Source organism: Streptomyces panacea (assembly GCF_040560175.1).
Classification (GTDB): domain Bacteria; phylum Actinomycetota; class Actinomycetes; order Streptomycetales; family Streptomycetaceae; genus Streptomyces; species Streptomyces panacea.
Window position 1 is genome coordinate 1 of the sequence record NZ_JARJHW010000216.1, and the last position, 11,638, is coordinate 11,638.

An 11,638-nucleotide genomic window follows, 5' to 3' on the forward strand; every position below is an offset into this window, starting at 1 on the left:
GTTGCTGTCCTGCGTTTCCGACTCTATCAGAACCTTTCGGCGCCTGATTCCCAGTCAGCGGGACCGCTTCCAGATATTCGCTTTCGCGTTTCCCTTTCGGCGTTTCCGACTTTATCAGAGATTCTGAGTCGGAATTCCCACCCGGTCCGGCTCGCCGCTCCGGCACGTTAGCGCCTCGCGGTTCCCGTTCAGGTGGAGCCGTAAACCTACTGGAGCGGGGCCCCCGAAGCAAATCGGGGGCCCCGCTCCGGTGTTGAGGTCGAGCCGAGGTCAGACCTCGACGACCACAGGCAGGATCATCGGGCGCCGACGATAGGTGTCGGAGACCCACTTGCCCACCGATCGCCGCACCAGCTGCTGGAGTTGGTGGGGCTCGGCGACGCCGTCCGATGCCGACTTGCCGATGATCTCCTCGATCTTCGGGATGACGGCGGCGAACGCGGAGTCCTCGATACCGGAGCCTCGCGCCTGGATGTGCGGGCCGCCCACGACCTTCCCGGTCGTCGAATCCACCACCAGGAACACGGAGATGATGCCCTCGTCGCCGAGGATGCGACGGTCCTTGAGGGACGTCTCGGTCACATCGCCGACCGAGAGCCCGTCGACGTACACGTAACCCGCCTGGACCTTGCCGACGATTCTGGCCTTGCCGTCGACCAGGTCGACGACCACTCCGTCCTCGGCGATGACGATGCGGTCCTTCGGGACCCCCGTCAGCGCGCCGAGTTCGGCGTTGGCGCGCAGATGGCGCCATTCGCCGTGGACCGGCATCAGGTTCTTCGGCTTGCAGATGTTGTAGAAGTACAGGAGCTCGCCGGCGGAGGCGTGGCCCGAGACATGGACCTTGGCGTTGCCCTTGTGGATGACGTTCGCGCCCCAGCGGGTCAGGCCGTTGATCACGCGGTAGACCGCGTTCTCGTTGCCCGGGATGAGGGACGAGGCCAGGATCACCGTGTCGCCGGGGACGATCCGGATCTGATGGTCGCGGTTCGCCATGCGCGAGAGCGCGGCCATCGGTTCGCCCTGGGAGCCGGTGCAGACGAGGACGACCTCGCTGTCCGGGAGGTCGTCGAGCGTCTTGACGTCGACGACGAGGCCGGCCGGGACCTTGAGGTAGCCCAGGTCCCGGGCGATGCCCATGTTCCTGACCATCGAGCGGCCGACGAACGCGACCCTGCGGCCGTACTCGTGGGCGGCGTCGAGGATCTGCTGGATGCGGTGGACGTGGCTGGCGAAGCTCGCCACGATGATCCGCTTCTGTGCGCTGCCGAAGACCTGCCGCAGGACGTTCGAGATGTCCCGCTCGGGCGGGACGAAGCCCGGCACCTCGGCGTTGGTCGAGTCGGAGAGCAGCAGATCGATGCCCTCTTCGCCGAGTCTGGCGAAGGTCGGCAGGTCGGTCAGGCGACGGTCCAGCGGGAGCTGGTCCATCTTGAAGTCGCCGGTGTGGACCACCATTCCCGCGGGGGTGCGGATGGCGACGGCCAGCGCGTCCGGGATCGAGTGGTTCACCGCGACGAACTCGCAGTCGAACGGGCCGATGCGCTCCCGATGCCCCTCGGTCACTTCGAGGGTGTACGGGCGGATGCGGTGCTCCTGGAGCTTGGCCTCGATCAGGGCGAGGGTCAGCTTGGAACCGATGAGGGGGATGTCCGCCTTCAGCCGGAGCAGGAAGGGGACGCCACCGATGTGGTCCTCGTGGCCGTGCGTGAGGACGATCCCCTCGATGTCGTCGAGGCGGTCACTGATGGTGGTGAAGTCCGGCAGGATCAGGTCGATGCCCGGCTGCTCCTCTTCGGGGAAGAGGACGCCGCAGTCGACGATCAGCAGACGGCCGTTGTATTCGAAGACCGTCATGTTGCGGCCGATTTCGCCCAGGCCACCGAGCGGGGTGACGCGCAGGCCGCCCTTGGGCAGCTTCGGCGGGGCGCCGAGTTCGGGATGCGGATGACTCAAAAGACTCTCCTCACCACACACGCCACGTACCGCTGAGGCACGTGGCGCGCGTGACATTCGTGCACTTGCTGTTGCACTTGCTTGTTGTCCGAGTGGGCGGAATGCCCAGCACCGGTGTGTTCGGTTATTCAGTTGTGAAGTTCGATATTTTCGATATTCATGAAACCTGGTTCATGCAATCGCGTTCGTGAAGGCGAGGCCTCGGTTACAGCTCTACCCCGCCGGCGGCGAGATCGATCTTGAGCTGTGCCGTCTCGTGCTCCGTGAGCTCGACGAGCGGGAGGCGCAGCGGCCCGGCCGGCAGCTTCTGCAGGGTGAGCGCCGCCTTGGTGGTGATGACTCCCTGCGTACGGAACATGCCGGTGAAGACGGGGAGCAGCTTCTGGTGGATCTCCGTGGCCTTCTGGACATCGCCGGTGACGTGCGCGTCGAGCATGGCGCGCAGTTCCGGGGTGACCACATGGCCGACGACGGAGACGAAGCCGATGGCGCCGACCGCGAGGAGCGGAAGGTTGAGCATGTCGTCGCCGGAGTACCAGGGGAGGCCGCTCTGGGCGATGACCCAGCTGGCTCGGCCGAGGTCGCCCTTGGCGTCCTTGTTGGCGACGATACGCGGGTGCTGGGCGAGACGGATGAGGGTCTCGGTGTCGATGGGGACGCCGCTTCGGCCCGGGATGTCGTACAGCATCACCGGCAGCCCGGTGGCGTCGGCGATGGCCGTGAAGTGCTGGAAGAGGCCTTCCTGCGGCGGCTTGTTGTAGTACGGGGTCACAGCGAGCAGGCCGTGTGCGCCGGTGCGTTCGGCGGTGCGGGCGAGTTCGATGCTGTGCCGGGTGTCGTTCGTACCGATGCCGGCGACGACATGTGCCCGGTCTCCCACCGCCTCCAGGACGGCCCGTACGAGCTGGTCTTTCTCCGCGTCGCTGGTGGTCGGGGACTCGCCGGTGGTGCCGTTGATGATCAGGCCGTCGTTGCCTGCGTCCACCAGATGCGAGGCGAGTCGCTGGGCGCCGTCGAGGTCGAGTGCGCCGTCCGCCGTGAAGGGCGTGACCATGGCGGTGAGGACCCGCCCGAAGGGGGTCTGCGGAGTGGAGATCGGAGCCATGGGTAACACGCTACTCGTTGCTCGGCTCGGCGTGTCCCCTCGGGGGCACACGGGCAGGTCGGGGACCCGCGGTGCGGATGCGGGCCACTGGGGTGGTGCGGGGCTGGGGAACCGCCCGGGGCTCAGGGGAAACACTCCCCCTGAGGTCCAGTGTACGGAGCCCGGCACTGACTGCTCGGGGGTTCAGGCAGTGCCGGGTCCGTTTGATCAGCCTAGATGAACTTCTCGAAACGCCGCAATCCGGACACTTGACACCATGGCCCGTACATCTGTGCGCAACGGCAGCCCTGCGGGCCCCCGCCGACGGCCTACGGCGCCACCCGGCCGTTGCCGTTGAAGGCGGCGTGCGTGAGCGGCATGAGCCGCGCCCACTGCTCCTCCATCTTCTCGCCGACCATCTCGATCTCCCGCTGCGGGAAGCTCGGCACCTTCGCCGCCTCGTGCTGGGTGCGCAGCCCCAGGAAGTGCATCAGCGAGCGTGCGTTGCACGTCGCGTACATCGACGAGTAGAGGCCCACCGGCAGCACCGCGCGGGCCACCTCGCGGGCGACGCCGGCCGCCAGCATCTCCTGGTACGCCTCGTACGCCTGGCGGTACGACTCCGTCATCGCGCGCTCGGCGAGGTCCTGCTGCTCCTGCGTGCCGTCGACGAAGACGTACTTCCCGGGGCGGCCCTGCTGGACGAGCTTGCGCGAGGTGTCGGGGACGTAGAAGACGGGCTGGAGCTCCCGGTAGCGCCCGGATTCCTCGTTGTAGGACCAGCCCACGCGATGCCGCATGAATTCGCGGAACACGAAGATCGGGGCGCTGATGAAAAAGGTCATCGAGTTGTGCTCGAAAGGGCTGCCGTGGCGGTCGCGCATCAGGTAGTTGATGAGGCCCTTCGAGCGCTCGGGGTCCTTGGAGAGCTCCTCCAGGGACTGCTCGCCCGCGGTGGAGACGCGCGCGGCCCACAGGACATCGGAGTCGGCCGCGGTGTGCTTCACCAGATCGACGGTCACCTCACTGCGGAAGCTGGGCTTGGTCTCGGCGGGGGTCTCACTCACCGGCGGGGGTCCTTCCTGTCGCGTTCTCACGGGCGGCGCCCACTCTACGACCAGGCACTCGACGCGTCGTGGACCACTCCGGCCACACGCGGCACCGTGCGGTGGCTGGCGGTGACGAGCGTGCGTACTTCGTGCTGTTGTTCGCCAATTCGGCGAAATCGGGCACCAAATGGTCGTCCCGCGCGTCTGACTCGGTAGCGGCACCGAGTCACATCTCTCACTACCGCCCAGGCTTCCACTCCCATCCACTCGCATCCCGTCCGCTCGTATCCATTCGCAGGACCGCAAGGAGTTCTTCCCCATGTTCCGCCGGCGTGAGGCCGTTCCGTTCGCATTCGTCGCCGAGGCCGACAGCTTCCGCAGTAACGTCACTCCGCCTCCCAGGCAACGGATCAACCGGTCCGAGCTCATGAGTCGCGCACTCATCGGGCTGATCGTCGCGGCCGGGTTCGCGGGCTCACTGCTGTTCGGGATGCCCGCCCTCGAATCAGGTCAGTCGTCCGGACAGTCGCAGCAGTCCGAGGCGTCCCCGGGCCGCTGACCCGTCCGGCCCCCCTGAGTGGTCGTGACGGGGTGCTCCTCGATAACCTCAGCCAGCACCGCCCGATCGAGCGTGTTTGTGAGTGAGGATCAGTCGTGCCCCTGCCCTTCCTGACGGCCGACCGTGCGTTTGACGCGACCAGCGATGATGTCGCGCTGCCGTTCGACGACCACGACCGCTGGCGTCGCCCCTACCGCCCGGGACCGTGGCGGGTGGGCGCGTCGGCGCTGCTTCTGTTGCTCGCCTCGTTCGTGCTGCTCGCGACGATGATCATCGCGTTCGCCGGGGCGGTGTCCGGCGCCACCGTCTGCCTCGGCATCTCGCTGGTGATGATCGCCGCGGCGCTGCGGCTGCTGCGCGTGGGCGCGTGGGTCAGCGAGCACGGCGTACGGCGCGTGGGACTGCTCATGACCCGAACCGTGTCGTGGAACGAGGCCGTGGAGGTCCGTACGGTGCAGCAGCCGGTGCGCTGGCTGGGCCTGCCGCGGACGGTGCAGGGGCAGGCGCTCCTGCTCGTACTGCGTGACGGTGAGAAGCGGCTGCTGCTCACCGATCACAACGCGGACTTCCTGTCGCGCTCCGAGGCTTTCGACCGGGCGGCGGACTCCGTCGAGGCGTGGGGCGACGAGTACCGGCGCGCCTGAACAGGCGCCCCGTAGTCGTGAGTTGAGCGATCCGACCGGGGCGAGCGGTTCGACAGTGTCGAACCGCTCGCCCCGGTCGCGTTGTTGTTGAAGCGGCGGCTCAGCGGGGCGTCATCGCGCGGCCGTCGCCGGGTTCGCCGCGTGGAGCGTGATCGCGCGCCGCATCGCCTCGCGGGCCCGGGGCGTGTCACCGGCGTCGCGGTAGGCGACCGCGAGACGGAACCAGCAGCGCCAGTCCCCCGGGGTGTCCTCGGTCTCCGCGCGGCGGGCGGCGAAGACGGCGTCGGCCGACGCGCGGTCCACGCGGCCGCCCGGAGTGCGTACCAGCTCGTCCACCGGCAGGCCGCCCTCGGCGTCCAGCTCGGCGGCGAGCCGGTTGGCCCGCTGGACGAACTGGGTGTTCTTCCAGAGGAACCAGGCGCCGATGACCGGCAGCACCAGCACGGCGATCCCGAAGGTGACGGTCAGCGGCGTACCGATCCCGATGAGCGCGACGCCGCGACCGCCGACCAGGACGAAGTAGCCCACGAGGAGGGCTGCCATGACGAAGTACAAGATCTTGGCGGGCACGGCGGTCAGTCCGGCAGGTTCAGGTCGAGGAAGTGCTCCAGGCCGAAGGTGAGGCCCGGCGTGGCGACCACGCGGCGAACGCCGAGGAGGATCCCCGGCATGAAGCTGCTGTGGTGCAGGGAGTCGTGCCGGATGGTGAGCGTCTCTCCCTCGGCGCCGAGCAGGACCTCTTGGTGCGCCAGCAGTCCTCGGAGCCGTACGGAGTGCACGCGGACACCGTCGACGTCCGCGCCGCGCGCCCCGTCCAGCCCCGTGACCGTGGCGTCGGGCTGCGGCGCGGAGCCGGCCTCCGCGCGGGCGGCGGCGATCAGTTGGGCGGTGCGGGTGGCGGTGCCCGACGGGGCGTCGGCCTTGTTCGGGTGGTGCAGCTCGACGACCTCGGCGGACTCGAAGTAGCGGGCGGCCGCCTGGGAGAACCTCATGGTGAGGACGGCCCCGATGGAGAAGTTGGGCGCGATGAGCACGCCCGTCTCCGGGTAGCCCGCCAGCACCGTCTCCAGCCGCGCCAGGCGGTCGTCGGTCCAGCCGGTGGTGCCGACGACGGCGTGGATGCCGTGGCGTACGAGGTAGTCCAGGTTGCCCATCACCGCGGTGGGCGTGGTCAGGTCGACGGCGACCTGGGCCCGGGTGTCGGCGAGGGTCTCCAGTTCGTCGTCCCGGTCGAGGGCCGCGACCAGTTCCATGTCGTCGGCGGCCTCGACGGCGCGTACCGCCTCGGAGCCGATGCGGCCCTTCGCGCCGAGTACGGCCACCCGCAGTGTGGTGCTCATCGCTCTGCTTCCTTAGGAGGCTGGGGAGAGGAGTGGTCAGGCGACCGCTTCGTCGAGCCGGTCGGCCTGCTTGTCCTTGAGGGGTCCGATGACCGACAGCGAGGGGCGCTGCCCCAGTACGTCGCGCGCCACCGCGCGCACGTCGTCCGGGGTGACGGCCGCTATCCGAGCCAGCATGTCGTCCACGGACATCTGGGTGCCCCAGCACAGCTCACTCTTGCCGATGCGGTTCATCAGCGCGCCGGTGTCCTCCAGACCGAGGACGGTGGAGCCGGAGAGCTGGCCGACGGCGCGGCCGATCTCCTCGTCGCTGAGTCCTTCGGACGCGACCTGGTCGAGCCCGTCGCGGCAGATCTTCAGCACGTCGTGGACCTGGCTGGGGCGGCAGCCCGCGTAGACGCCGAAGAGTCCGCAGTCGGCGAAGCCGGAGGTGTACGAGTACACGCTGTAGGCGAGGCCGCGCTTCTCCCGTACCTCCTGGAAGAGCCGGGAGCTCATGCCGCCGCCGAGGGCAGTGCTGAGGACCCCCAGCGCCCAGCGGCGCTCGTCGGTGCGGGAGAGGCCCGGCATGCCGAGGACGATGTGTGCCTGCTCCGTCTTGCGGTTCAGCAGGTCGACGCGGCCGGCGGTGCGCAGGTCGCGGCGGCCCTCGCGCGGGGCGACGGGGACGGCGTCCGTACGGGAGAGGGCGCCCGCCCTCTCGAAGGCGCGGCTCACCTGCCGTACGACGGTGTCGTGGTCGACGTTGCCGGCGGCGGCGACCACCAGGTGCGTCGGGTCGTAGTGCTTCTTGTAGAAGCGGGCGATCCGGCCGCGGTCGAGGGCGTTGACGGTGTCGACGGTGCCCAGGACGGGGCGGCCGAGGGGCGTGTCGCCGAACATCGTCCGCGAGAAGAGGTCGTGCACGCAGTCGCCCGGGTCGTCCTCGGTCATGGCGATCTCTTCAAGGATGACGCCCCGCTCCGCGTCGACGTCCTCGGCCTCGATCAGCGAGCCCGTGAGCATGTCGCACACGATGTCGATGGCGAGGGGGAGGTCGGTGTCGAGCACGCGTGCGTAGTAGCAGGTGTACTCCTTCGCCGTGAAGGCGTTCATCTCGCCGCCGACCGCGTCTATGGCGGAGGAGATGTCGAGGGCGCTGCGCTTCTTGGTGCCCTTGAAGAGGAGGTGTTCCAGGTAGTGCGTGGCGCCGTTGAGCGTGGGCGTCTCGTCGCGCGAGCCGACCTGTACCCAGATGCCGAAGGTCGCCGACCGTACGGACGGCAGGGACTCGGTGACGACGCGCAGGCCGCCGGGGAGGGTCGTGCGGCGGACGATGTCGATACCGTTCTGCCCCTCCAGGAGGGTTTGGGTACGGGCGACGGCCCGTACCTCCGAGGAGGTGCGGGCCGTCGTCGTCGAACTACGAAACGTCACTGGGAGGCTTCGTCCTTCTGGTCGTCCTGCTCGTCGTTCTTCTCTTCGTCCTCGCCCTCGATCACGGGGATCAGCGAGAGCTTGCCGCGCTGGTCGATCTCGGCGATCTCGACCTGGACCTTCTGGCCGACACCGAGGACGTCCTCGACGTTCTCCACGCGCTTGCCGCCGGCGAGCTTGCGGATCTGCGAGATGTGCAGCAGACCGTCCTTGCCGGGGAGCAGCGAGACGAACGCGCCGAAGGTGGTGGTCTTGACGACCGTACCCAGGTAGCGCTCGCCGACCTCCGGCATGGTCGGGTTGGCGATGCTGTTGATCGTGGCGCGGGCGGCCTCGGCGGCCGGTCCGTCGGCGGCACCGATGTAGATGGTGCCGTCGTCCTCGATCGTGATGTCGGCGCCGGTGTCCTCCTGGATCTGGTTGATCATCTTGCCCTTGGGGCCGATGACCTCACCGATCTTGTCCACCGGGATCTTGACCGTGATGATCCGCGGGGCGTTCGGGGACATCTCGTCCGGGACGTCGATGGCCTCGTTCATCACATCGAGGATGTGGAGGCGGGCGTCGCGGGCCTGCTTCAGCGCGGCGGCCAGGACCGAGGCGGGGATGCCGTCGAGCTTGGTGTCGAGCTGGAGCGCGGTGACGAACGTCTTCGTACCGGCGACCTTGAAGTCCATGTCGCCGAAGGCGTCCTCAGCACCGAGGATGTCGGTGAGGGCGACGTAGTGCGTCTTGCCGTCGATCTCCTGCGAGATCAGGCCCATGGCGATACCGGCGACGGGGGCCTTGAGGGGCACACCGGCGTTCAGCAGCGACATGGTGGAGGCGCAGACCGCGCCCATGGACGTCGAGCCGTTGGAGCCCAGCGCCTCGGAGACCTGGCGGATCGCGTAGGGGAACTCCTCGCGCGTGGGCAGCACCGGCACGATGGCGCGCTCGGCGAGCGCTCCGTGGCCGATCTCACGGCGCTTCGGCGAACCGACGCGGCCGGTCTCACCGACGGAGTACGGCGGGAAGTTGTAGTTGTGCATGTAGCGCTTGCGGGTCACCGGCGAGAGGGTGTCCAGCTGCTGCTCCATGCGGAGCATGTTGAGGGTGGTGACGCCCAGGATCTGGGTCTCGCCACGCTCGAACAGCGCGGAACCGTGCACGCGCGGGATGGCCTCGACCTCGGCGGCGAGCGTACGGATGTCCGTGACGCCGCGGCCGTCGATGCGGACCTTGTCCTTGATGACGCGCTCGCGGACCAGGGACTTCGTCAGCGCGCGGTACGCACCGGAGATCTCCTTCTCGCGGCCTTCGAACCGCGGGAGCAGCTTCTCGGCGGCGAGCTCCTTGACGCGGTCCAGCTCGGCCTCGCGGTCCTGCTTGCCGGCGATGGTGAGCGCCTGCGACAGCTCGCTCTTCACGGCGGCGGTGAGGGCCTCCAGGACGTCGTCCTGGTAGTCGAGGAAGACCGGGAACTCACCGGTGGGCTTGGCGGCCTTGGCGGCGAGGTCGGCCTGGGCCTTGCAGAGCGCCTTGATGAAGGGCTTCGCGGCTTCCAGTCCGGCGGCGACGATCTCCTCGGTGGGAGCCTCGGCGCCATCGGCGACGAGCTGGATCGTCTTCGGGGTGGCCTCGGCCTCGACCATCATGATCGCGACGTCGCCGTCCTCCAGGACGCGGCCGGCGACCACCATGTCGAAGACGGCGTCCTCGAGCTCGGTGTGCGTCGGGAACGCGACCCACTGGCCCTTGATCAGGGCGACACGGGTGCCGCCGATCGGGCCGGAGAAGGGCAGGCCGGCCAGCTGCGTGGAGCAGGAGGCGGCGTTGATCGCGACCACGTCGTACAGGTGGTCGGGGTTGAGCGCCATGATCGTCTCGACGATCTGGATCTCGTTGCGCAGGCCCTTCTTGAAGGAGGGGCGCAGCGGCCGGTCGATGAGGCGGCAGGTGAGGATCGCGTCCTCGGAGGGCCGGCCCTCGCGGCGGAAGAAGGAGCCGGGGATCTTGCCGGCCGCGTACTGCCGCTCCTCGACGTCCACCGTGAGGGGGAAGAAGTCGAGGTTGTCCTTGGGCTTCTTGGAAGCCGTGGTGGCCGACAGCACCATGGTGTCGTCGTCCAGATACGCGACGGCGGAACCGGCGGCCTGCCTGGCCAGACGGCCCGTCTCGAAGCGGATGGTGCGGGTGCCGAACGTGCCGTTGTCGATAACGGCCTCGGCGTAGTGGGTCTCGTTCTCCACCAGTGGTTCTCCGATACTTGTCGTCTTTCGTCCCGCGCCCGTGTGGCGGGGGACAGGCGGAGAAGCGCTCCTGCGGGCCGGTCTTCGATCGAAGCTCCCGGGGCGGCGGCGTGGGCCGCGGGCGGCGTTCGCCGCGCCGTTCCGGGGGCCACTACCGAGGACCGGCGGCGGCGGAGGGGCGCTTCCCCTCGTCAGTGGGTGATGCCTTCTGTCGTACGGGTGGTGCTGATCGTGCTCGTCATGCTGGTCGTGCTCGTGGTGCGCTGTTGCTCGTTCGTGCAGGTGCTTCGTGGTGCTTCTCAGCGGTGTCCGGGAGCTGTGCTCCTGCGAACAGGTTACTGAGCTTCGTGCGCATACGGCGAAGGGAGCGGTTCCCGGTGTGTGGGAACCGCTCCCTTCACGGCGTACTACTTGGCGCCGCCGGCCGCACCGCGGCGGATGCCCAGGCGGTCGACCAGCGCACGGAAGCGCTGGATGTCCTTCTTCGCCAGGTACTGCAGCAGGCGACGGCGCTGGCCGACCAGGATGAGCAGACCGCGACGCGAGTGGTGGTCGTGCTTGTGCGTCTTGAGGTGCTCGGTCAGGTCCGAGATACGGCGCGAGAGCATCGCGACCTGGACCTCGGGGGAGCCGGTGTCGCCTTCCTTGGTGGCGAACTCCGACATGATCTGCTTCTTCGTAGCGGCGGCAAGCGGCACGCGTACTCCTCGTGGGTCTTCGTGGCCATCGAGTGCCCCAGGTCGAATTCGCTGGGGATCTTCGGTTACTCGGGTGGCGGGGTGATCGGCCGATGATGTTCGGTCGCTGGTTCCGGACAGACCGGAACGCGTACACAAACGGCCGTCACACAGCGTACCAGCCAGTCAAGACGTCAACGCACGGATGGAGTGGTAGACGTCGAACACCGCCAGGCACAGCGGGACGACCGTCAGTAGTACGAAGGACTCGGCGATCTCCAGGAAGCGCCCCCAGAAGGGCGTGACGCCCTTCTGGGGCACGATCAGCCCGATGGCGATGATCAGTGTGGCGATCCCGGCGATGGCGGCGGTCAGCCAGACCGTACGGATGTCGAGGCCCGCGCCGTCACCGCGCAGGGCCTCGCGGATCAGCCCCTCCGGGGGGTTGAGGCAGAGCCCGAGCCCCAGCAGGACGAGGGCGCCGAGGCCGGCGGCGAGGGCGCAGCCGACCTGCGCCGTGTAACTGAAGAGGTGGGCGCGCATCAGCATGGCGACGCCGGTGGCGAGGGCGAGCAGCTGGCCCCACACGCCGTCGGAGAATCCGAGTACGCCGGCGGCGCCGACGGCCACCAGTGCGCAGCCGCCGACCAGGCCGACCAGCAGTTCGTGTCCGCGCCGGGCC

Annotated in this window: 10 protein-coding genes and 1 pseudogene; 2 read left to right on the top strand and 9 right to left on the bottom strand. The window is 68.6% G+C overall.

All coding sequences use genetic code 11. The features are described from left to right. Positions 1 to 270: 270 nt before the first annotated feature. The 3 genes from P3L51_RS31735 to thyX form a co-directional block, all read right to left on the bottom strand. Entirely contained in the window at positions 271 to 1,956 is a 1,686-nt protein-coding gene (locus P3L51_RS31735) for a ribonuclease J (RefSeq protein WP_354608787.1), read from the bottom strand. 205 nt (positions 1,957 to 2,161) lie between these two features. Beyond that, positions 2,162 to 3,061 carry a 4-hydroxy-tetrahydrodipicolinate synthase gene (gene dapA, locus P3L51_RS31740; protein WP_354608788.1) on the bottom strand — a complete coding sequence of 300 codons (900 nt, stop codon included), beginning with the start codon at positions 3,059 to 3,061 and terminating at the stop codon, positions 2,162 to 2,164. 308 nt (positions 3,062 to 3,369) lie between these two features. Further along, positions 3,370 to 4,107 carry an FAD-dependent thymidylate synthase gene (gene thyX / locus P3L51_RS31745; RefSeq protein ID WP_354608789.1) on the bottom strand — a complete coding sequence of 246 codons (738 nt, stop codon included), beginning with the start codon at positions 4,105 to 4,107 and terminating at the stop codon, positions 3,370 to 3,372. A 301-nt stretch (positions 4,108 to 4,408) separates the two neighbouring features. Here thyX and P3L51_RS31750 point away from each other — a divergent pair, with 301 nt between their 5' ends. Further along, on the top strand, positions 4,409 to 4,648 hold the full coding sequence (locus P3L51_RS31750) for a hypothetical protein (RefSeq protein WP_354608790.1): 240 nt from the start codon (positions 4,409 to 4,411) through the stop codon (positions 4,646 to 4,648). Between the two features lie 95 nt (positions 4,649 to 4,743). Continuing rightward, positions 4,744 to 5,292, top strand: a complete 549-nt coding sequence (locus tag P3L51_RS31755) for an SCO5741 family PH domain-containing membrane protein (protein ID WP_354608791.1) — start codon at positions 4,744 to 4,746, stop codon at positions 5,290 to 5,292. A 111-nt stretch (positions 5,293 to 5,403) separates the two neighbouring features. Here the strand turns inward: P3L51_RS31755 and P3L51_RS31760 are convergent, their stop codons facing one another. The 6 genes and pseudogenes from P3L51_RS31760 to P3L51_RS31785 all read right to left on the bottom strand — a co-directional run. Continuing rightward, the gene (locus P3L51_RS31760) at positions 5,404 to 5,862 is read right to left on the bottom strand and encodes a tetratricopeptide repeat protein (RefSeq protein WP_354608792.1); all 459 of its coding nucleotides are present in this window, start codon (positions 5,860 to 5,862) and stop codon (positions 5,404 to 5,406) included. 5 nt (positions 5,863 to 5,867) lie between these two features. Beyond that, positions 5,868 to 6,632: a 4-hydroxy-tetrahydrodipicolinate reductase gene (gene dapB / locus P3L51_RS31765; protein WP_354608793.1), complete on the bottom strand. Its 765-nt coding sequence runs from the start codon at positions 6,630 to 6,632 to the stop codon at positions 5,868 to 5,870. Between the two features lie 36 nt (positions 6,633 to 6,668). Beyond that, complete coding sequence (locus P3L51_RS31770; protein WP_354608794.1) at positions 6,669 to 8,048, bottom strand: M16 family metallopeptidase; 1,380 nt, start codon at positions 8,046 to 8,048, stop codon at positions 6,669 to 6,671. Continuing rightward, positions 8,045 to 10,279, bottom strand: a complete 2,235-nt coding sequence (locus P3L51_RS31775) for a polyribonucleotide nucleotidyltransferase (RefSeq protein ID WP_354608795.1) — start codon at positions 10,277 to 10,279, stop codon at positions 8,045 to 8,047. Before P3L51_RS31775 ends, P3L51_RS31770 begins: the two co-directional genes overlap by 4 nt. Before the next feature lie 407 nt (positions 10,280 to 10,686). Continuing rightward, positions 10,687 to 10,977, bottom strand: a complete 291-nt coding sequence (rpsO, locus tag P3L51_RS31780) for a 30S ribosomal protein S15 (protein WP_023538273.1) — start codon at positions 10,975 to 10,977, stop codon at positions 10,687 to 10,689. A gap of 165 nt (positions 10,978 to 11,142) precedes the next feature. Then, a pseudogene (locus P3L51_RS31785) lies at positions 11,143 to 11,638 on the bottom strand (type VII secretion integral membrane protein EccD); the annotation flags it as partial.

Bases quoted from the DNA above. Each gene is read 5' to 3' on its own strand.
- P3L51_RS31750 (WP_354608790.1), top strand. From the start codon at position 4,409: ATGTTCCGCCGGCGTGAGGCCGTTCCGTTCGCATTCGTCGCCGAGGCC.
- dapB (WP_354608793.1), bottom strand. From the start codon at position 6,632: ATGAGCACCACACTGCGGGTGGCCGTACTCGGCGCGAAGGGCCGCATC.
- dapA (WP_354608788.1), bottom strand. From the start codon at position 3,061: ATGGCTCCGATCTCCACTCCGCAGACCCCCTTCGGGCGGGTCCTCACC.